This is a genomic window from Pseudomonas syringae group sp. J309-1 (assembly GCF_032582135.1).
GTDB lineage: Bacteria > Pseudomonadota > Gammaproteobacteria > Pseudomonadales > Pseudomonadaceae > Aquipseudomonas > Aquipseudomonas quasicaspiana.
The window spans coordinates 13664-33799 of record NZ_JAWHNU010000026.1; the positions used below are offsets into that span (position 1 = coordinate 13664).

Sequence of the window (20136 nt, forward strand, 5' to 3'; positions counted from 1 at the left end):
CCGAATGAATTCGGTCCCACAGGATTCTGCGTCTTGCCCGAGTTACCGGTAGGAGCGAATTCATTCGCGAAAAGGCCAGTACATCCACAGCCTGTGTGTTGCCTGAAATACCGCCTCCCGAATGAATTCGGTCCCACAGGGTTCTGCGTTTTCCCCAGCTTACCGGTAGGAGCGAATTCATTCGCGAAAAGGCCAGTACATCCACAGCCTGTGTGGTGCCTGAAATACCGCCTCCCGAATGAATTCGGTCCTACCAGGTTCTGCGTCTTGCTCAGGCCAAAGGTAGGAGCGAATTCATTCGCGAAGGGGCCGGGACATCCGCAGGCTGTGTGTTGCCTGAAATACCGCCTCCCGAATGAATTCGGTCCTACCGGGTTCTGCGTCTTGCCCAGGTCAAAGGTAGGAGCGAATTCATTCGCGAAGAGGCCGGGACATCCACAGCCAATGTATTGCCTGAAATACCGCCTTCCCGAATGAAGGGGAGCGCCACCCCGGTCGGTCACACAGGTCGTCATTGTCATGATGGGAAAAGCTGTGTCTGTACCGACGCCTCGCGAACAAGTTCGCTCCTACCCGGCCTTGATCAAATCTGCGATCCGCTCGGCAATCATGATCGTGGGTACGTTGGTGTTGGCACACGGGATGGAGGGCATCAACGACGCATCACATACCCGCAAGGCGGTGACGCCAATCACTCTCCCATCACTGAGGGTGACGGCCTGTGGATCATCGGCCCGACCCATGCGACAAGTGCCTGATGGATGCCAGGTGCCACCGACATTTCGCCGGACAAACCCGGTCAGGGCCTGATCATCGGCGAGCAGTTTTTTCAGCGTCACTCCCTGAGTGACCAACCCGTGAACAAGCCACGTCCGAAACGGCCCGGCCACGTCCAGCAACAGGCTTAATGCGCCGCGCAACATGCCATTGATCAAGCCTGGCTGAGCGACTTTGGCGACCCGGGGCGAATAGCTGGACGGGAACGCCACGCTACGCAAGGCACCGAGTTGGGCGGCTGACAGCGTCCCGGCCCCAAACTTCAAGGCCTGCTTGAGGCGCTCCAGGTCCCGTGGATCAGAAAGCATGTTGAAGTCCACCTCCGGTTCCTGAGCTGGATCACTGGAGACCAGTCGCACACAGCCCCGGGAATAGGACTTGTTGACCCAGAAAAACATCGTGCCCAATCGATACCCCAGCGAGTGCCAACCGGATCGGGACAGAATCGCGCCATGCATGTCGCAAGGCACCGTATCCGGCAAACCCGAGGAAAAGCGCACAATGGCCTGCTCGTGGTGCTCGTTGACGAAAGCCGTGCGCCCCGCCTTGTTCAACAACGCAGACACCGCAATCGATGGATGCTCCATCAGATTGCCGCCGACTCCCGGACGATCCGCCACCACAAAAATCCCCAGTTGAATCAGCTCATCGGCAGGACCAATACCGCTGCGCATCAAAACTGCCGGGCTGTGGATCGCCCCGGAACAGACGATCACTTCTTTGGCGAATAGATCCATTGAGGTGCCATCCGCCTGCACAATACGCGCCCCTATCGCCTGATGGGACTTGAACAGCACGCGGTCGACCAGGCATTCAGTGCGCACTTTCAGATTGCTGCGCTGGCGGACCTCATCGGACAGATAACAGACCGACGTGGGAATGCGTTCCCCTTCCGGGCTGACGCCAATTGCCCCAACGAATACGCCCGGCTCCCAGGGCCCGTTCTGATCAGCTTTGGTAGCCAGTCCGGCCTCGCCCAGCACCGTCATCACTGCTTTGACGAAGGGAGAGAGAAACTCCTGCGCGGTGCGGCGGATCCGCAGTGGTCCTTGCTTGCCGTGCAACGGGCCTTCGAAATCAGTATCGTTTTCCAGCTTGCGAAAGTACGGCAGGCAATTGTCCCAGTTCCATCCCTCGGCACCGAGTCGCTGCCACTCGTCGTAGTCATCGGGCGCGCCGCGATTGGTCATCAAGGCATTGATTGCAGAGCCACCGCCCAGCAACCGTGCCTGTTCATAGCGACGTTCGGTGGAACGCTTGCCCATCAGCGCCGTCAGCTGTCGCCAGATATTGCGCGTGTCCAGGTAAGCACGCCCGGGATAGCGGCTGCGAATCTCGGCAGGCATGTTACCCGCCGAGATGTCCCGCCCCGCTTCCACCAGGCACACACGTTTGTCTGCATCCTCGGACAGCCGCGCAGCCAGCACACAGCCTGCCGAACCGCCGCCCAGAATCAGGTAATCGAGCACTTTCAAGATGCCGACCTACTGAACAAACTTGAGCCAGCGATCCTTGGCCGCAATGCCAGCGGCCGACGACCACCATTCTTCAGACATCAATGCCTGCCTGGCGGCGTTGTCCGGTGAGCTCGGTAACTCTTTGGCCCGCTCGGCAGTCAACTTGCCGGTGCCAAACGCAGCAGGGTTACCTGGCCCGTAATCGATATACATCGGCAGGTTGGCCTGCAGGTCCGGAGAGAGCGCTTCGTTGACGAACTTCACAGCAGTTGCGTAGTTCGGCGCGCCTTTGAGGATGCACAATTGGGTGTTTTGCAGAATGCCGTCGTTATAGGTAAAGGCGACGTCAGGATTGTCCTTGCGAACCGCACTGGCGCGACCGTTCCAGATCATCAGCATGTCGACCTCGCCATCGTTGAGCAGTTGTGCCGATTGCCCACCGGAGCTCCACCACACGGCGATATCCGGCTTGATCTGCTCCAGCCGTTTGTAGGCGCGATCAACATCCAGCGGGTAGAGTTTGTCACGAGGCACGCCGTCCGACAGCAGTGCCGCCTCCAGGGTCCCCATCGGGTCGTTACGTAATGAGCGCGTCCCCGGAAAATCCTTCACATTCCAGAAGTCGGCCCAGCTCTGCGGCACCTTCTTCAATGTTTTGGTGTTATAGCCCAGGACTGAAGAATAGAACTCATAAGCGACGGAGTAAGGCGTGCGATAGGCCTCCGGCATGGCTTGAACATTGGGCATCTTGCTCAGGTCGAGTTTTTCGATCAGCCCTTCGTTGCCGCCGCGGATGCAGTTGGACGGCGGCGTATCGATCACGTCCCAGACCGGCTTGCCCGCCGATCCCTGAGCCTTGACCATGGGCAAGGCGTCGGGAACGCTGTCTTGTTTGATGGTGATGTTCAGGCGCTTGGCTGCCGGATCAAGAATCGCCTTGGTCTGGGCTTCCTGATAAACCCCGCCTTGGGAAACGAAGGTGATTTCTTCTGCCGATACCGACATCGCGCACGATATCGAAACGCACAACAGGGATAAGACTGAACCCAATGAAACGGTTTTCATGGCAAATCTTCCTGAACGTAGAATGATTCGGCAGCTTAAAAACCCTTTTTCTGAACACCCTGCAAATCCAACGCATGCTCAGGTTTAAGTTTTATTGTTACCGAGCGGGTCGGCAGGACGTTACAAGAGCCGGGGCCTGTCCGGCAATGCACCAATAATCATTACTGACATGATCTGTCGTTATGACGAATCTGTGGGCGACTCTATGCTGGTCCTGAAGGACTGCGTACGCTCTGTGGGAGCAGAGCTTGCTCGCGATATGAACACCGCAGTTTCAAGCCAGACCGCATCATCGTTCATCGCGAGCAAGCTCGGCTCCCACAAAGACCTCTTCGCTACGTGCCGCAAACGGCAGTCGTTTAGCCAGTTCCTGCGCAAGGTAACGGGTGAACAGCGAGATGCGCTGCGGGATGTGGCGTCGGTGCTGGTACATCGCATAGATATCGCCGCGCGGCGGTTGATAATCGTCCAGTACCGCCACCAGCCGCCCACTTTCCAGATGCGCCTGCACATCCCAGCGGGAACGCAAAATCAAATCGTGGCCGTCAAGCGCCAGATTCATCGCCACTTCCCCGTCGTTGCTCGACAGCGTGCCACCGACCTTATGGGTGAAATCCTGACCGTCTTTCTGGAAACGCCAGATCGCGTAATCACTGCCGAACTGACGCAGCACGATGCAGTTGTGCTCGGCCAGATCCGCTACACGCGTCAACTTCGGCCGACCTTCCAGATATTGGGGTGACGCACAGAGAATTCGCGGATTCTCTAGCAGGCGGATACCGATCAGCCGCGAGTCCGGCGGCTCGCCCATGAACACGCCGATGTCGAACTGATCATCGAGCAAGCTGACCGGCTGGCTGGTCAGTTCCAGGGAAATCTCCAGTTCAGGATGCAGCCGGGCAAAGCTGGATACCACCGGTGCCAGATGCCGTCGCCCGAAACCCAGCGTGGCGTTGATTCGCAAACGACCATGCAACGTCGGCTGGCGACTGTTCAGGGCGCTTTCCAGCTCTTCGAGCTGCCGCAGGATCGGCCGCCCTCCCTCCAGATAGAGCACGCCCTCGGGGGTCAACGACAACCGGCGGGTGGTGCGCTGTAGCAGTTGCACGCCAAGCCGGGCTTCCAGCTGGCTCAAGCGCTTGCTCACCGCGGGTAGCGACAGCCCCATCTGCCGTGCAACTTCGGTCAGGCTGCCCCGCGTGGCCACCTGCTGAAAGAAGCTCAGGTCATCGATCATGCTCATGGATTGTTTCCTTGAATCTAAGAATGGCTTTCGCGATTGACTAATTATTAATCCAGAAACACTGCATACACTGAGCTTCGTCCACCATCAACCCTGGAGTCGCAACTCATGAGCAAGGCCCATTACAAAATTGCCGTCATCCCTGGCGATGGCATAGGCAAGGAAGTCATGCCCGAAGGCGTTCGCGTGCTGAACGTGGTGGCCGCGCAGCACAACCTGGAGTTGCAGTGGGACTGGTTCGACTTCGCCAGTGCCGATTACTACCTGGCCCACGGCAAAATGATGCCGGACAACTGGTTCGAGATTCTCAAAGGCTACGATGCGATTTACTTCGGCGCAGTGGGCTGGCCGGACGTGGTGCCTGATCACATTTCCCTGTGGGATTCGCTGCTGCAGTTCCGCCGCGAGTTCGACCAGTACGTGAACCTGCGCCCTTGCCGCCTCATGCCTGGCGTGAAAGCACCGTTGGCCAATCGCAAACCGGGTGACATCGACTTCTGGGTGGTGCGTGAAAACACTGAGGGCGAATACTCCAGTGTTGGCGGCAAGATGTTCCCGGGCACCGACCGGGAAATCGTCCTGCAGGAAACCGTCATGACCCGGGTGGGCGTCGACCGTATCCTGAAATTCGCTTATGACCTGGCCCAGAGCCGTCCGAAAAAGCACCTGACGTCTGCGACCAAATCAAACGGGATTGCGATCACCATGCCGTACTGGGACGAGCGCGTTGTGGAAATGGGCAAGAAATACCCGGACGTGAACGTCGACAAGTACCACATCGATATTCTCACCGCGAACTTCGTCCTGCATCCGGACTGGTTTGATGTCGTGGTCGCCAGCAACCTGTTCGGCGATATCCTTTCCGACCTGGGTCCGGCCTGCACGGGCACCATCGGCATCGCGCCGTCGGCCAACATTAACCCTGAGCGTAACTTCCCGAGCCTGTTCGAGCCAGTGCATGGCTCAGCTCCGGACATCGCAGGCAAAGGCATTGCCAATCCGATCGGTCAAATCTGGTGCGGCGCGATGATGCTTGAGCATCTGGGCCATTCGGAGGCCGGTGCGGCAGTGCTAACCGCGATTGAAACCGTGTTGGCCATGGGACCGGAAAACGCACCACTGACTGCTGATATTGGCGGCAAGGGCAATACCGAAGCGCTGGGCAAAGCCATCGCGGCTGCGTGTGAGCGATAAGGAAAGTCGGCATTTACTATTGAACAAAACGCAAACCACTGGATAGATACGATCTTGTGTGGGGAGATTCTATGTTGGCCTGCAAGCGTTGATCCTGGTGGGAGCGAATTCATTCGCGAAGAGGCCGGGACATTCGCCGCCTTTCTGCCGCCTGAAATAGTCTTCCCGAATGAAGTGGAGCGCCACCCCGGCCGGTCCCACAGGTCGATCATGAACTGAAGATCAGCGCCAACATGTGCGGTGCTTGCCCTGGGCGGCATTCCGACGATAAACACTAACGGGGTATGTCTTCGAGCTGCGTCTCATGTATCGCGGGCAAGCACCGCTCCCACATGGGAACCGAGTTGTGTCAGGGACACTGGGCGAGCTCCTCGGGGATGGTTTGTTTAGCACCGGCTACCCACCAATTAAACCGAACCCCGCGTGCCGACATCGGTCTGCTCCTGTATCACTTTCAGGAAGATCGCCTTTATGTCCCCGCAACGCAGCCTCACTCTCCTTGCCCGAAGCGGCTATGCCGCTCGCGGTGTGGTGTATTTGATCATTGGTATTTTTGCCCTGCTCGCCGCCCAGGGTTCGTCTCAGCCCAAAGACAGCCATAGCAGCCTTGAAGCGCTGTTGAGTCAGCCTTTTGGCAACGTCATGGTTGCGATTGTCGTAGTCGGCCTGCTGGCGTTTGCAGCCTGGCGAATCCTGCAGGCCACTCGCGACGTGGATCATCACGGCACAGAATTCAAAGGTTTGGTGATTCGCACAGGCCTGCTGGTCGGCGGCGTGACCTACGGCGCATTGGCCTTTTTTGCCTTGGGTCTGTTAATCAGCGCACTCAAAAGCTCCGGTGATTCAGGGGGCAAAACCCAGGACCTGCTTGCCACGATTTTGTCCTGGGATCATTCGAATATCCTTGTTTATCTGGTGGCACTGGTGCCGCTCGGCGTGGGCATCACCCACATCATCAAAGGCTGGAAGGCGTCTTTCGAGAAGTACTTCGAAGCCGACGAAGAAGTCATGCGCTACGTCCGTCCGGTGTCGCAATTCGGCCTGATTGCCCGAGGTGTGGCATTCATCGAAATCTCTGCGTTGCTGGCCATCAGCGGCTCCAGCTATCAGGCCATGCACCCGCCGGGTCTGAAAGACGCGCTTAACGGCCTGCAGGATCTTCCCGCTGGAGGCATCGTGCTGATGATCGTGGCCTTGGGACTGATCGCATTTTCGGTATACAGCTTCGCCGAAGCTGCCTGGCGCAAGATCAATATGGACGTGCCCGATGCGCCGCATGCCGTGACCCGGCATTTCAACTGACCGTTAAGCGTCAGGTGAATTTGTTCCGAAATAATACCTATTGCTGGCCCCTCGCCTCCTAGCGAGCTTGGCAAACTTGCTTTCTTTTCAGAAGCTTAGGGGCTGGCATTTATGCGGATTCTTGTATTGACCGTAGCGACGCTCGCGCTGGCCAGCGTTTCACTGGCGTCGCAAGCCAAGGACGTTACTCAGAGCGGTCGATCGATTTGCACATGGGGGTCGGGCATCGCCGCAGGCGCCCAGGAATCGAAACTCGCCGGAATCACTTTGTACGGCGCGCGCAAGAAATTGCAGGGTCGCAAGTTCAAACAGCCCTGGATGCGCATGACCGCCATGGGCATTACCGAGCAGACCTATAAAAGCACCTCGCGACTCAAACCTGCGGCCATCAAGCAAACCTATTACGAACAGTGCATCAAGCACGAACTGGCGAAACGCTGATCCCAGAAGAGGTGTCTGTTTCGCGGCAAACACGGGTCTGTAGGGGCTGCGAAGGCTGCGATGGCGGCGTGTCAGGAGAAATGCTTCGCAGCCTTCGGCAGCGCCTACAGAGACCGAATTACGGCGTAACAACGCGGTGTCACGTGCACCCAATCAAACGAACGTCGCACCGCGCGTATTCACGAACAGCGAGTAAACCGAGTGGCTGCCCGCCATGAACAACCGGTTACCTTCGCGCCCGCCAAAGCACAGGTTCGGGCAGCGCTCCGGCAAGGAAATGTGACCGATGGCTTTGCCATCCGGATTGAACACTCGAACGCCATCGAGCTTTTCCGGATCAGCCTTGGGATCACTGTTACTGCCCCAACCACACCACAAGTTACCGCTTTCATCGCACTTGATGCCGTCAATACCGGCGAACTCCAGCCCTTCGATGTGTTTGCGACGCAAACCCAGCGTGCCGTCATCATTGACCGCAATGGCCCAGATGATCCGGTTGGGTTTGGCTCGACCTTCAACCACGTAGAGGGTTTTTTCGTCCGGCGAGAAACACAGGCCGTTCGGCCCTGCCAGATCGTCAATCACCCGGCTGACCTTGCCGCTCACGCCATCAATGCGATAGACCGCGTGGGGCAACTCCGGGGTGACTTTGTGTCCTTCGTAGTTGTTACCCGTCTGGAACGGAGGATCGGTGAACCACACTGATCCATCGCGTTTGCAGACGATGTCGTTGGGCGAATTGAAGGGTTTGCCCTCGTAATTGTCAGCGAGCACGGTGATGCTGCCGTTGTACTCGGTGCGGGTGACGCGACGGCCTTCCTTGCTGGTCGTCGAGCCTTCGCACACCAGCAAACGACCCTGACGGTCACGGCACAGGCCGTTGGAGAAGTTGGAGTTATCGCGATACACCGACAGGCCCCCAGTGACTTCATCCCAGCGCATGATGCGGTTATTGGGGATGTCGCTGAACAACAAGTAACGACCGTCGCCCACCCAGACAGGGCCTTCTACCCAACGCAGGCCTGTCGCCAGGCGCTCAACGCTGGCATTGAAAATGCGCAGGTCCATGAAGCTGTCATCGAGAATGTTGACTAGCGGATCCGGATAACGCTGACTCAATGGCTCGGCACTAGCCAGTCGAGGTAACGCCAGGCTGCCCAGAGCCGCCACACCGGCGGATACTGCCAGCGACGTTTTGAGGAATGCTCTGCGACTGTAGTCGGCGGTGGTGTCCTGTTGCGATGAGTCCATCGTGCATCTCCGTTATTTTATTGTTGGACGGGTGCTCGTTGTACAGCGGCTTAAGTCATCGTACAAGTGTTAAGGACGAGGGTTTGCCCGATATCAACGTCGCGGCAAACCCTCGCGGCCACTACAGATACCAGGTAAATCAATAAGGACTGGCAGTAGGACGAACGATCAATTCACTGACATCGACATCGGCTGGCTGCTCAACGGCGTAGGCAATTGCCCGAGCGATGGCCAGTGCCGGGATGGCGATTTTGCGGAACTCGCGCATTTCGGCGCGCCCGCCCTCATCAGAAATACTGTCGGCCAGTTCGGACTCGGTGACGCCCGGGGAAATCACCGTAACGCGGATGTCCGCACCCGCTTCCTGACGCAAGCCTTCGGAGATCGCCCTGACGGCGTACTTGGTTGCGCAGTAGACGGCCGCCGTCGGGCTCACCGCATAAGCACCGATGGAAGCGATGTTGATGAACTGCCCGGATTGCTGCTTCTGCATCAGTGGCAGGCCGGCCGCAATGCCGTGCAACACGCCACGAATGTTGACATCGATCATCTGGTCCCACTCGGAGACTTTCAACGCATCCAGCCTGGACAGCGGCATGACCCCGGCGTTATTGACGATCACATCGACGCGGCCAAACTCCTTCACGGCATAGTCGACGAAAGCTTGCACATTGGCTCGATCGGTCACGTCTACGGCCTGATACTGCGCGCTGCCACCGGCGGCAACCAGTTCTTTGCAGAGGTCTGCCAGGCGCTCGGTACGCCGCGCACCGAGCACAACGTGCGCGCCCTTCTCGGCCAGCAGCCGCGCCGTGGCTTCGCCAATACCGCTGCTTGCGCCGGTGATTACCACGACTTTGTTTTTGATGTTCGACATGATTGTTGTCCTTATCCGAATGATGAGCCGGTAGCTCGATACGCATTCAGAGTAAGGCGATAACGCGGGAGCAATTAGACCGATCCTTCGGAGTGATTGCCTGATTCTGCTGTGGGGTTTGCGGAGAAAACAAAGGCCAGTAGAACCTGCTCTAGCCGGTCCTGCTGGCCTTCTTTTTGACGCACTACGCAAGGGTGTCAGGGATGGAGACCTGACACCCTGCTTATCAGTTCTTCTCAGGTGTCTTGAGCGACTCTGGAACCTGAGTGGTTGGCACGAAGGTTTTATCTTCTTCTGCCTTGGCTTCCTTGGACTCGGCCTGCGCTTCTGCAGCCTTGGCATTTTCCTTGGCTGCATCGGCGGCCTTGTCCTGTGCTTTCTCAGCGTGCTGCTGGGCTTCCTGCGCCTTGTCTTCGGATTTCGGATCGCAGGCGGCCAGGCCAATGGTGGACGCCAGCATCAGACTGTAGGCAAGAGTTTTAAGCATGGGGTGAATGTCCCTGATTGAGAATGTACTGCTTCGAACCGCAGGCTAGAGCGTTGGTTCCATACAAGCAGCACGTTCCCTGCATCCATCACGCGTTGTCGTTACCGGTCCGGATGAAAGAGTAGCGGTCAATGTCTGTCCTTAATTGCCAACCTTGCCTGACCCAATAATCGGCGGCAGTGTGATTGGTTTTCAAGACATCGATGTGGCACTTGAAAATGCCTTCGCGTTCGAGACTTGCGAGGCAGCGCTCCACCAACTGATTGGCAATGCCCTGGCGCCGGTAATTATCCAGCACCAGCAAATGCTGCAAATACCCTCTTCGGCCATCGTGGCCGCACATGACGCACGCAACCAGTACGGAATCCACTTCAGCAACGAAGCTCATTCCGGGGTTGCGTTGCAGATACCTGGAGGTCGAATCGCGAGAGTCTGCATCCCTGACCGATACCCCGGGGGTGCTGCTCATGAGTGCAATGACTGCGTCGTAGTCGTCCATGGTCATGATGCGAATGGTGAACATTGATAGCGCTCGTCAGGCATGGATGTCGGCGCACGAGGCTAGCAGAAATCCGGGACGGTAATGTTGCACTTGTGCTGCGGGTAAGGAATGGACATGATGCCGACGCTAAAAAGGCACAATGACATCACCGCATAGCCACCCGAAGTGGCAGTACGCGCATTAACAATGGATAGAGACAATGACTGGAGCCGTCATGAAACACCTGAAAATCGCCGCCCTGCTGATGTTTTCCACCGTACTTTTTGGCTGTGTCAGCAGCCGCTCTGTCATAGAGGTACAGACGCCACAAAGTGCAAATGGTACAGGTCAGAAGGTGACGATTAGCGCGATTGATGAGCGTCGTTTCGAAACCGCACCAAAGCAGGCCGATACCCCGTCACTGAAAAACGCTGAAGAAATCTCCGACAAGAAAATCACTGAGCGCGCCATCGGCAGAAAGCGCAACAGTTACGGTATGGCCATGGGTGACGTGCTGCTTCCTGAAGGCAAAACCGTTTCTCAGCTCATTGCCAAAAGCGTCGCTGAGGGCTATCGAAAGGCCGGTTATCAAGTGGTTGAGGCTGCAGAAAAGAATGGTGAAGCCCAGGCCGTGAACGTGCATATCACAGAATTCTGGTCGTGGTTTTCGCCCGGTGCGTTTTCAATTGCCGTCAACAACAAGGCGCGCCTGAACATCACCTCAACGGGTCAGCCTTCCCCAATCAGTCTCATCACTGACAAGCGTGAATCCATGCAACTGGTCGTGGAGAGTGACTGGAAAGTCATCACCGAAGAAGGTCTACAGGCGATCACCGAGGCAACAGTCAAAGAACTGTGCGCCAAAGGGTCCTGCAAGAAGTAAAACGGTAGGGCAATCCGGGAACTGTCAGGTGCAATGCCGACAGTTCCCAGGGATCAAGCGCAGTTAGAACGTTACGCTGGCAGTCAAACGCGCAGTGCGCGCTTCGCCGACGTTGATCTGTACTTCGCTGCTACCAGTACCTGACGGGTAGTACTCTTTGTCGAACAGGTTATCGACGTTCAACTGCAAACGGGTCTTGTAGTCTTTGGTTGGCAAGTCCCAACGCAGGAAAGCGTCAGCAACGGTGAAGCTGTCCATGAAGAAAGTGTTTGCGTTGTCGCCCGCGCGCTCGCCAACGTAACGTGCACCGCCACCGACATGCCATTGGCCGGTCTGCTCAGGGAAAGCCAGATGGTGTGTCAGATACAGGCTGGCGGTATGCATCGGCGCGTTGCTGAGGCGTTTGCCTTCATTCGTCGGATCGTCAAGCACTTCGGTGTGGGTGTAGGCGTAGGTGCCGATCATGTCCCAGCGCTCGGCCAGTTTGCCTGTGACGTCAAGTTCCAGGCCTCTGGAGCCTGCTTTGCCTGTTAGCTCATTGGTGGTAATGGTACCGACCGTGACTGGAGTGACTACGTTTTTCTTGACGATATCAAACACAGCAACGTTGACGTTCAACCGATCTGAAGGATTATACTTCAAGCCAACTTCGTAGCTGCGTCCTTCTTCGGGATCAAAGGTCTTGTTGTCATCTGAGACGGTTTCATTAGGTACAAACGATTCGCTGTAGTTGCCATATAGCGAAAGCGCCTCGGTGGGTTGATAGACGACACCGACAAACGGAACGAAGGCGTCGCCATTGTCGTCACGACCCACTACGCGGGTAACCAACCCCTGATCACTGTATTGATCGTAGTGCTGCTGACGTCCACCAAAGACCAGAATCCACTGGTCATTCAAATGCCAGTTATCCTTGAAATAAACGGACGTTGAGGTCAGCTCATTGCGAGCATTACTTTGAGTTGGACTGACAAGGCTAGGCTCATCCAGACGCCCATATCGCGGGTCATTGATGTCGATTGGCGCACCAGCCCTATTGCGATAGGTCTTGCCTCGATACTTGTCTAGCGCTTCGTTATCCACTCCCACCAAAATGTCATGGCGCTGGCCGAACAACTGCTGCTCGCCGATGAAATCCAGACTGGTATACCGAGTTTCGTAATCGTAGTGTCCCCCGTTGGCGGTGCGTGCCAGGCTGCTTCCAGTCAACCTACCGGGCTGCGCAATCGCCAGACTATACCGATCATTGTTCCAGCCATACGTCACCCGGGTCTTCCAGTCGTCATTGAGCTGGTATTCAAACTTCGCGGTGGCGGTTTCGCTGATGCCGACGGTCTTGGCCCAGCGTTCATCCAGGCGATCCTTGTAGCTGGCCGCTGCGGGCCTGCCATTGGCGAACACGGTGCCGCGGTCGAACGGGCTGGAATAGTCGTTGTATTCGTAAGCAAGGGTCAGCTTGGCGCGCTCGCCGGTCCAGCTCAGGGATGGCGCTACCAGCGTGTGTTCGTTGACCCCGTAGTTGCGCCAGTAATCTTCGTGGCCGCGCTCGGCAACCAGCCGGTAAGCAAGCCCGGTATCTTCAATCGGCCCGGTAGTGTCGACGCTGAACGTGCCGCCGCCTTCGCTGTAACCGGAGCCGGTGATGGTGGTGCTGCGGGTGTATTGCGGCTGCTTGCTGACGACGTTGATCAAACCGCCTGGTTCGATTGCGCCGTACAACAGCGACGCCGGCCCCTTCAATACTTCAACGTGGTCAGTGGTCGCCCCAAGGTTATGCCCTACCACCGAGCGAATACCGTCGCGCAAAATAGCCCCGTCATCGTTCGTGCCGAAGCCACGCTTGATCAGAGCGTCCTTGGTATTGCCGAGGGTGTTGGACTGCGACACCCCGCTGACAAACTTCATCGCATCGTCCAGCGACTTGACCTGAAAATCGTCAAGGGTCTGCTGGGTGACCACGTTCACTGACTGTGCTTCATCCCTGATCGGCACTTCCGATTTGCTTGCGGTGCTGCTGGTAGAGCGCACATAAGGGCTGCTCTCGATATCGCCCGCAGCCTGAATATCGGTGGCAGGCAGCTCGGTGACAGTGTCTTCAGCGTGGGAGAAGGCAGGCAGCAACACACAACCGAAAGCCAGGGAAACGCAATAGGCGCGACGCATTGGGATGAACACAGAGGACAATTCCGGGCATTAATGGGAATGGCTATTATCTACGAATCATTTCCAAATGTGTACTCTCCCCCAGCGCGATCGTGACGACGTATCGTCGCAGGTGCCAGAGGCCTGGCTTTTATGAACGCCAGGCCAATAGGCAAACCAAGGTCGCTTACGCCTCTTGCTCTAACCCGCTCATCCAGAAAAAACTTCGCAGGATTGAATCCCTCTTAAGGACAGGAAAGTTTTGCCGATAGGTTTGGATAACATACTCGCTTCCTACAGGCAGAGCGGGTCATCTCCCTTCGTTCTTTCGAACTATTCCTGCAGGAAATGCCGATGAGCTGGCTTCATGATGCAAAACTGTCGACCAAACTTCTTACCGCCTTCGGGCTTTGCGCATTCATCACCCTGGGCGTTGGCGTACTTGGCAGCCGGGGTGTTTCTCAGCTCTCCGATAGCCTGAAACTGGTATTCAGCAATAACCTGGTGTCGGTGTCTAAAACCGCAGAGGCGAAAGCCAAAGCTGTGGAGCAATCGCGTGACATGTATCGCCTGTACATCGCCACCAGCACCAATGCACCGCAGAACGAAAAAGATGAACTGTTGGCTTCCATGAAGGCCAATCAATTGGCGAGCGAACTGGCCTATTCGACTTACCGCAAGACGCCCCTCGCCGATGACGAACGTCTGGCTGGCGACAAAATGGACAAGGATTGGCCGGTTTACCAGGAATTTGTGCAGAAGTTTGTGGCACTCATGAAAGCCGGTGATGTTGAGGGTGGCAACGCTTTGCTGCGTGGTGATCTGCAGAAAAGTTATCGGATTGTCATGGATGAACTGACGCTCATGGTTGAATCCAACAATCGTCAGATCGGCGAAGGTGCAGCGGACGCCGACGCCATGGAGTCCTCAGCCACGACGGCGCTTTACACCGGCATAACCCTGGCGTTCATTGCCGCCTTTGCTCTAGGGTTATTCATCAGTCGCCTGATCAGTCGCCCCATCGCAACAGCGGTGACCAGTGCTCAGCGCATTGCCAATGGAGACTTGACCCAGAATATTGTCAGCACCGGGCGCGATGAGGGAGGCCAGTTGCTCAGCGCGTTGAGCGATATGCAAATCAGTCTGAAAGGCACCATTCAGCAAATCTCCAGCGCCTCTGACCAATTGGCCTCCGCAGCCGAAGAATTGACCGCGGTCACCGATAATGGCAGCCGTGGCCTGGTACGCCAGAACGACGAAATCCAGCAAGCAGCCACCGCTGTTACCGAGATGACGTCAGCAGTCGAGGAAGTCGCACGTAACGCGATTTCCACATCAGAAGCGTCTAAATCAACCAGCCTGCAAGCCACCAACGGTCGCGACAAAGCCCGAAGTGCAGTGACCGCCATCAATAACGCCACCACTGAAATCGCGTCCTCCACCACCATGGTCGAAGACCTGGCCGTACAAGTCCGTGATATTGGCAAGGTACTGGATGTGATTCGCGGGATCGCCGAGCAGACCAACCTGCTGGCCCTCAACGCGGCCATCGAAGCCGCTCGCGCAGGCGAGCAAGGTCGTGGTTTTGCCGTGGTAGCAGACGAAGTTCGCGCCCTGGCGGCGCGCACCCAGGCTTCGACCGGGGAAATCGAGGGCATGATCAATTCGGTACAAACCAGCGCTGACCAGGCCGTTCGCGCCATGGGTAAAAGCCAGTCTCTGGTAACCGATACCCAAAGCCTGGCTCAGGCTACCGGTGAAGCACTGGAGCAGATCGCTGAAGGCATCTCGCAAATCAACGAGCGCAACATGGTCATCGCCAGCGCGTCAGAAGAGCAAGCCAACGTGGCACGTGAAGTGGACCGCAACCTGGTCAATATCCAGGACCTGTCGACCCAGACCGCTGCTGGCGCGCACCAGACCAACGCTTCTACTCAAGAGCTGTCGAATCTGGCGCTGTCGTTCAATAATCTGGTCAGCCGCTTCCGTTTGTAAGCAGCACATCGGGCAGCGCGGCTCGAGCGAGCCGCGCTGCTGAACCGCTACGCGTTTAGACGATGGATTTGCACTCCACCCGCAGCAGGTTTTCAGCCTGTTGCTGGCAGCCGAAACGCACCGGCAGAAAGCGCTCAATGACAGAAATGTTGCTCTGCAAATGCTCCGTCATTGAGGGCGTGGTGAAGCTTCCAGCACCCGCGATTGCCATGGGCAGCAGTAATTGATCCGCCAAATGCTCGCCAACGGCCGCAGGGCTGCCCAGCCAGTGCCGGGCCTGCTCTACCGCACCTTGCGCCACCACCTCGGCACGCAGTCTTGACTGACCAAAAGCACTGAACAGCTCAGTGACCTGTTCGCAGGCGAACTCCAGCATCAGGACGTTACCCGGGCCACGCTCATCAGCCAGCACGACACAGTGCCGGGCTTCAGAGGCGATATCCAGACTCGTCCCGGCGTGCAGCAGTTCACGTTCTGCAACCTGCCTGGCCAGCCCGGCAATCAATGCGATAGCCCGCGATTCAAGCAACCTGCCTCGATCCGCCAGATGCAACGGCTTCAGCATCGAGGGCTTGATATGCACTTCCAGCTCACCGCCACCGGCCGGTACAAACCCATGACGCAACAGGTTCAGCTCCACGTCAGCGCCCATACGCCGCAATAGTGGCAACCACGCTCGCTCGATGAAGTCCGACGGCGGCGCCAACAGGTTATGAGTGCCACCGGAGATCGTCACCCTGCTCGGCTCCGAAGCTTGCAACAGCGCAGGCAGCAAGGTCTGCAGCACCAATGTGCAACTTCCGGCCGTACCAATGGCGAAGCGGTAATCGCCACCACGGACAATGCCTGGCTCGAAACGCAGACGCTGGGAACCCAACTCCGCACCCGAGACGCTGGCCCCACAGACCTGCGCAGCGGCAAGCACAGCGGTCAGGTGTTGGCGCAGCAATCCCGGACGGCTGCGCCGGGCCCTGATGTTTTCGATCTGCAACGTCCGACCGGTCAACATCGACAAGCTCAAGGCACTGCGCAACACCTGACCGCCGCCAATGGATCCATCCAGTTCAATCATGTCCTGCTTCATCTGTTTCACCCTTCTGCGTGTGTTTCACCCTTCTGAATAGTGCCGAACCATTTGCCGCAGGTATTCGTCCAGTAATCCATTGTCTTCAACCGTACGCTTCAGCACGGGCACCGGACGCCCAAGCTCTGCCGTGATGAAGGCATGCAACGCGACTCGCCGCGGGCCATAAGCGGCCTCATCGGCATTGCGCTTGAGAACCAGCAGCTCGGCAACTTCATCAAGCAGCGCTTGATCGTCAACCGTGGTCAACAAGTCAGCGAACGTCATGGGCGGCCTTCCCCTGCCTTGGTCGATCCAGCGCACCGCCAGCAACGGACGAAGCACGTAGAAGTACTTCTTGAGCCGCACCTCGTCACCTTGCAGATAACCGCGAAAATTCTTCTTCGCCATCGACAGGTAATGATTGCGTGCTGCTGGCGGACTGTAGAACGCCTCCGCCAGCTCGCGCAGACGCCGGGTCGCATCAGCTTCGCTGCGATAAACCAGCGGCGAGTCGAGCCATTCCAGCAACGTCGGATTGGACTTGCGCAGCAGGCCAAGGGTCTTGCGTAATTCCCAGCCACTGGTGTCCAGTTCGTCATCCAGCGGACGCTCGATCACATCCCGAGGCGCGTCGACCTGAACGAACCATTCCGGGCGCTCGACGTACACAAAACGCACATCGTAATCGCTGTCAGTGGACGCAAAACCCCAGGCGCGACTGCCTGATTCACAGGCATACAGCACTGTGACGTTATGCTCGCGCTCTATGCGCTTCAGCTCATCCAGCACCCGTTCGCGCATGGCGCTACTGAGGGGATGAGCGACTGCATCTTCCATTCCCATAATCCTGTCCTTCATGTTTCATATTTAACGCAGGCGACGTACCGTGCCTGACTTCAAATCACCTGAATCTTCCATAGCCTGTAAACGCTGCAATAGCGCCTCGCGCTGCGCTTTCGGCGTAACCGGATCCACCAGCGTGTACTGAGCGTCACACCAGAGGACGATATGATTTAGCCAGGCATCAGCATCCACCGTGGCCTGATCGTAACGTCGCAGCAGATACTGCAACTGAAGCCACACGGGCTTCAGGCCCAATAACGCCCCACGACGCTGATCACTCAGGACATGCCAGTCGCTGTCCAGGCGCTGATCGAGTTGCGCATCGAAACGCGACCAGGTCTGGTGACTCAACAGCTGCACCGCGCCGCGGAACACCTTGTCTGACTGATCGTCCAGCGCCGCAAGTTGCCGCTCCAGCCCCGCTTCCCCCAACAATTGCAGCGCCTGCACACGAACAACGGCGACAGGCGACTCCAATGCAGCCTGCAGCACCGAAGCAGGCAGCGGCTCATCCAGCTCTTTCGCCAGCCCGAGCAACCCCAGCCATTCGCGCTTGCTGGACGGAACGTCCTTGTCCAGTCGCGACCGCAATACTTCCCGGCTGTCCACGGCGTAACGCGGCGCAGCCCATCGAGCCAGACAGCGAACGGCCGAGGAGCCATCAAGCAGGCCAGCCTGCAAATGCTCACGCGGATCCTCCAGCATGCTCAACAAGCCTCGCAGCGCTTGCACGCGCAGACTGGCCGCCGATGATTGCAGTGCTCGCTCAAGCAACGGCACAGCGTCTGTGATCGGCAAGTCACCGCAGGCAGTGACCGCCTTTTGCCTGACCGTGACGTCCTCGTGCATCAAAGCGGCAGCCAGAAACGGCGGCCGATCCACACAATGCTCAAGCATCAGGTCGAAGACAAACCGCGCCGCCTTGCCGCGGCATGAAGCAAACGCTTGCCCGACCTGCACACGCAATTGCGGCAGTGATAACAGGCTGCGGGCCTTGAGCAAGGTGTCGCGATGATCAACGCGCTGCTTGTCTCCCAAGGCCAACAGCGGCGTCAGGGCTTGCAGCAACAGGTCAACACGCTCGACAACCAGAAACTGCTCAAGCGCCTTTTGTGCCTGTTGCCGGACCTGCGGCACCCAATCATTCAAGCGTTCCAGGATCGCGAGCAGCGCCTCAGTGGAGGCCTGCCCGGCAAGCCTTTGCACAGCTGCCTCCCGGACAAAACCATTACCGAACCGGCTCAGCGCCACCAGGGCTCTGGCCGCATCATGAGTTTCCTGGATTTCCCGAACATACCTGGCCTCAAGGTCAGTTAGCTGGTAATGCCAGTCTCGCAGGTGTTCGAACGTCATCACCTCATTCATCGCCCTATCCTTTAACGCATACGACCTGTCGCAAGGTATGCAGCACTTCCACCAGCTCACGCTGGGCGTGCATGACCTTATCGATGTCTTTGTAGGCCATTGGAATTTCGTCGATCACTGCGGCGTCCTTTCGGCACTCAACGTGAGCCGTGGCGCGAATCTGGTCTTCCACAGTGAACGTGTTCTTGGCTCTGGTCCGGCTCATGGTGCGCCCGGCACCGTGGCTGCAAGAGCAGAAGGCCTCTTCATTGCCCAAACCGCGGACGATGAAGCTCTTGGCCCCCATGGAGCCGGGGATAATCCCCAGTTCGCCCTTCTTCGCCGACACCGCACCTTTGCGGGTGATCAGCACCTCTTCACCAAAATGCTGCTCTTTTTGCACGTAGTTGTGATGGCAGTTGACGGCTTCCAGCGCCACTTGAAACGGCTTGCTGATCACCTGACGTGTGGCCTGAATCACTGCCTGCATCATCAGTTCTCTGTTCTGCCGGGCAAAATCCTGCGCCCATCCCACAGCTTCCACATAGTCATCGAAGTGCTGACTGCCCTCTTCGAAATAAGCCAGATCACGATGCGGCAGATCCGCAATGTGTTGCCGCATGTCTGCCTGTGCCATCTGAATGAACAGGTTACCGATGGCGTTCCCCACCCCGCGGGAGCCGCTGTGCAACATGAACCAGACACGGTTGGCCTCGTCCAGGCAGACCTCGATGAAGTGGTTGCCGGTGCCCAGCGTTCCCAGATGCTGGCGGTTGTTGGTGTTAGCCAGCGAAGGATATTTATCGGTAATCAACTTGAAGCGCGGATACAGCGCGCCCCATACGTTATCCGCCTGTTGCGGGATCTCGTCCCAGGCGCCTTTGTCCCGACGGGAACGAGTCGATGTCCGGCCATGAGGCACCGCTTTTTCGATGGCGCTGCGCAGCCCGGCCAGGTTGTCCGGAAGGTCCGCCGCCGTGAGCGAGGTTCGCGCGGCAATCATGCCGCAGCCGATATCCACACCGACAGCCGCCGGAATGATCGCGCCCACCGTCGGAATCACACTGCCAATCGTGGAGCCCTTGCCCAGATGAACGTCCGGCATGACAGCCATGTGTTTGAAAATGAACGGCATACGCGCCGTGTTCATCAATTGCTCTTTGGCTTCGTTCTCTACCGGCACGCCCTCGGTCCACATTTTGATGGGTTTACCGTTGATGACTTCCAGCAGTTGGTAGGTGTTCGTTTCCATGATCTCTACTTCTATTCAATGGCCGCTATTCATAAA

General features: G+C 57.5%; 17 protein-coding genes. 5 read left to right on the forward strand and 12 right to left on the reverse strand.

The features are described from left to right. Positions 1 to 569 precede the first annotated feature (569 nt). From RX972_RS15430 to RX972_RS15440, 3 genes are all read right to left on the reverse strand, one after another. A complete protein-coding gene (locus tag RX972_RS15430; protein WP_316876745.1) occupies positions 570 to 2246 on the reverse strand; it encodes a GMC family oxidoreductase in 1677 nt (558 codons plus the stop codon). A 15-nt stretch (positions 2247 to 2261) separates the two neighbouring features. Next, complete coding sequence (locus RX972_RS15435) at positions 2262 to 3299, reverse strand: ABC transporter substrate-binding protein (RefSeq protein WP_099268333.1); 1038 nt, start codon at positions 3297 to 3299, stop codon at positions 2262 to 2264. A 289-nt stretch (positions 3300 to 3588) separates the two neighbouring features. Further along, the gene (locus RX972_RS15440; RefSeq protein ID WP_316876693.1) at positions 3589 to 4542 is read right to left on the reverse strand and encodes a LysR substrate-binding domain-containing protein; all 954 of its coding nucleotides are present in this window, start codon (positions 4540 to 4542) and stop codon (positions 3589 to 3591) included. Positions 4543 to 4650: 108 nt separating this feature from the next. On the opposite strand from RX972_RS15440, the gene RX972_RS15445 reads away from it, so the two are divergent. From RX972_RS15445 to RX972_RS15455, 3 genes are all read left to right on the forward strand, one after another. Next, entirely contained in the window at positions 4651 to 5736 is a 1086-nt protein-coding gene (locus tag RX972_RS15445; protein ID WP_316876695.1) for a tartrate dehydrogenase, read from the forward strand. 471 nt (positions 5737 to 6207) lie between these two features. Then, positions 6208 to 7038, forward strand: coding sequence for a DUF1206 domain-containing protein (locus RX972_RS15450; RefSeq protein WP_027899336.1), 831 nt, complete (start codon positions 6208 to 6210; stop codon positions 7036 to 7038). A gap of 111 nt (positions 7039 to 7149) precedes the next feature. Then, on the forward strand, positions 7150 to 7479 hold the full coding sequence (locus RX972_RS15455) for a hypothetical protein (protein ID WP_027899337.1): 330 nt from the start codon (positions 7150 to 7152) through the stop codon (positions 7477 to 7479). Positions 7480 to 7632: 153 nt separating this feature from the next. Here the strand turns inward: RX972_RS15455 and RX972_RS15460 are convergent, their stop codons facing one another. The 4 genes from RX972_RS15460 to RX972_RS15475 form a co-directional block, all read right to left on the reverse strand. Then, positions 7633 to 8730 (reverse strand): SMP-30/gluconolactonase/LRE family protein, encoded by a 1098-nt coding sequence (locus RX972_RS15460; RefSeq protein WP_316876697.1) that lies wholly within the window; start codon positions 8728 to 8730, stop codon positions 7633 to 7635. A 139-nt stretch (positions 8731 to 8869) separates the two neighbouring features. After that, positions 8870 to 9607 (reverse strand): SDR family oxidoreductase, encoded by a 738-nt coding sequence (locus tag RX972_RS15465; RefSeq protein WP_231671281.1) that lies wholly within the window; start codon positions 9605 to 9607, stop codon positions 8870 to 8872. A 226-nt stretch (positions 9608 to 9833) separates the two neighbouring features. After that, positions 9834 to 10094, reverse strand: a complete 261-nt coding sequence (locus RX972_RS15470; protein ID WP_027901457.1) for a hypothetical protein — start codon at positions 10092 to 10094, stop codon at positions 9834 to 9836. Positions 10095 to 10182: 88 nt separating this feature from the next. After that, positions 10183 to 10617 (reverse strand): GNAT family N-acetyltransferase, encoded by a 435-nt coding sequence (locus tag RX972_RS15475; protein WP_027901458.1) that lies wholly within the window; start codon positions 10615 to 10617, stop codon positions 10183 to 10185. Between the two features lie 193 nt (positions 10618 to 10810). Here RX972_RS15475 and RX972_RS15480 point away from each other — a divergent pair, with 193 nt between their 5' ends. Then, the gene (locus RX972_RS15480) at positions 10811 to 11458 is read left to right on the forward strand and encodes a flagellar biosynthesis protein (RefSeq protein WP_316876699.1); all 648 of its coding nucleotides are present in this window, start codon (positions 10811 to 10813) and stop codon (positions 11456 to 11458) included. A gap of 63 nt (positions 11459 to 11521) precedes the next feature. Here RX972_RS15480 and RX972_RS15485 read toward each other — a convergent pair whose 3' ends face one another. Then, on the reverse strand, positions 11522 to 13621 hold the full coding sequence (locus RX972_RS15485; protein ID WP_316876747.1) for a TonB-dependent siderophore receptor: 2100 nt from the start codon (positions 13619 to 13621) through the stop codon (positions 11522 to 11524). A 333-nt stretch (positions 13622 to 13954) separates the two neighbouring features. Here RX972_RS15485 and RX972_RS15490 point away from each other — a divergent pair, with 333 nt between their 5' ends. Continuing rightward, positions 13955 to 15595 carry a methyl-accepting chemotaxis protein gene (locus RX972_RS15490; RefSeq protein WP_027901461.1) on the forward strand — a complete coding sequence of 547 codons (1641 nt, stop codon included), beginning with the start codon at positions 13955 to 13957 and terminating at the stop codon, positions 15593 to 15595. A 55-nt stretch (positions 15596 to 15650) separates the two neighbouring features. Here the strand turns inward: RX972_RS15490 and rtcA are convergent, their stop codons facing one another. From rtcA to RX972_RS15510, 4 genes are read right to left on the reverse strand one after another with little or no spacing between them, the layout of a single operon-like run. Further along, a complete protein-coding gene (rtcA, locus tag RX972_RS15495) occupies positions 15651 to 16679 on the reverse strand; it encodes an RNA 3'-terminal phosphate cyclase (protein WP_316876701.1) in 1029 nt (342 codons plus the stop codon). A gap of 24 nt (positions 16680 to 16703) precedes the next feature. Then, positions 16704 to 17498 carry a nucleotidyltransferase domain-containing protein gene (locus RX972_RS15500; protein WP_316876702.1) on the reverse strand — a complete coding sequence of 265 codons (795 nt, stop codon included), beginning with the start codon at positions 17496 to 17498 and terminating at the stop codon, positions 16704 to 16706. A 30-nt stretch (positions 17499 to 17528) separates the two neighbouring features. After that, positions 17529 to 18869: a PBS lyase gene (locus RX972_RS15505; RefSeq protein ID WP_316876704.1), complete on the reverse strand. Its 1341-nt coding sequence runs from the start codon at positions 18867 to 18869 to the stop codon at positions 17529 to 17531. Positions 18870 to 18873: 4 nt separating this feature from the next. Continuing rightward, on the reverse strand, positions 18874 to 20100 hold the full coding sequence (locus RX972_RS15510; protein ID WP_027901465.1) for an RtcB family protein: 1227 nt from the start codon (positions 20098 to 20100) through the stop codon (positions 18874 to 18876). Between the last annotated feature and the right edge of the window lie 36 nt (positions 20101 to 20136).

Coding starts and splice junctions, on each gene's coding strand:
- RX972_RS15445 (WP_316876695.1), top strand. CDS start 4,651: ATGAGCAAGGCCCATTACAAAATTGCCGTCATCCCTGGCGATGGCATA.
- RX972_RS15440 (WP_316876693.1), bottom strand. CDS start 4,542: ATGAGCATGATCGATGACCTGAGCTTCTTTCAGCAGGTGGCCACGCGG.
- RX972_RS15510 (WP_027901465.1), bottom strand. CDS start 20,100: ATGGAAACGAACACCTACCAACTGCTGGAAGTCATCAACGGTAAACCC.
- rtcA (WP_316876701.1), bottom strand. CDS start 16,679: ATGAAGCAGGACATGATTGAACTGGATGGATCCATTGGCGGCGGTCAG.
- RX972_RS15460 (WP_316876697.1), bottom strand. CDS start 8,730: ATGGACTCATCGCAACAGGACACCACCGCCGACTACAGTCGCAGAGCA.
- RX972_RS15450 (WP_027899336.1), top strand. CDS start 6,208: ATGTCCCCGCAACGCAGCCTCACTCTCCTTGCCCGAAGCGGCTATGCC.
- RX972_RS15470 (WP_027901457.1), bottom strand. CDS start 10,094: ATGCTTAAAACTCTTGCCTACAGTCTGATGCTGGCGTCCACCATTGGC.
- RX972_RS15475 (WP_027901458.1), bottom strand. CDS start 10,617: ATGTTCACCATTCGCATCATGACCATGGACGACTACGACGCAGTCATT.
- RX972_RS15435 (WP_099268333.1), bottom strand. CDS start 3,299: ATGAAAACCGTTTCATTGGGTTCAGTCTTATCCCTGTTGTGCGTTTCG.
- RX972_RS15490 (WP_027901461.1), top strand. CDS start 13,955: ATGAGCTGGCTTCATGATGCAAAACTGTCGACCAAACTTCTTACCGCC.
- RX972_RS15485 (WP_316876747.1), bottom strand. CDS start 13,621: ATGCGTCGCGCCTATTGCGTTTCCCTGGCTTTCGGTTGTGTGTTGCTG.
- RX972_RS15465 (WP_231671281.1), bottom strand. CDS start 9,607: ATGTCGAACATCAAAAACAAAGTCGTGGTAATCACCGGCGCAAGCAGC.
- RX972_RS15505 (WP_316876704.1), bottom strand. CDS start 18,869: ATGAATGAGGTGATGACGTTCGAACACCTGCGAGACTGGCATTACCAG.
- RX972_RS15500 (WP_316876702.1), bottom strand. CDS start 17,498: ATGGAAGATGCAGTCGCTCATCCCCTCAGTAGCGCCATGCGCGAACGG.
- RX972_RS15455 (WP_027899337.1), top strand. CDS start 7,150: ATGCGGATTCTTGTATTGACCGTAGCGACGCTCGCGCTGGCCAGCGTT.
- RX972_RS15480 (WP_316876699.1), top strand. CDS start 10,811: ATGAAACACCTGAAAATCGCCGCCCTGCTGATGTTTTCCACCGTACTT.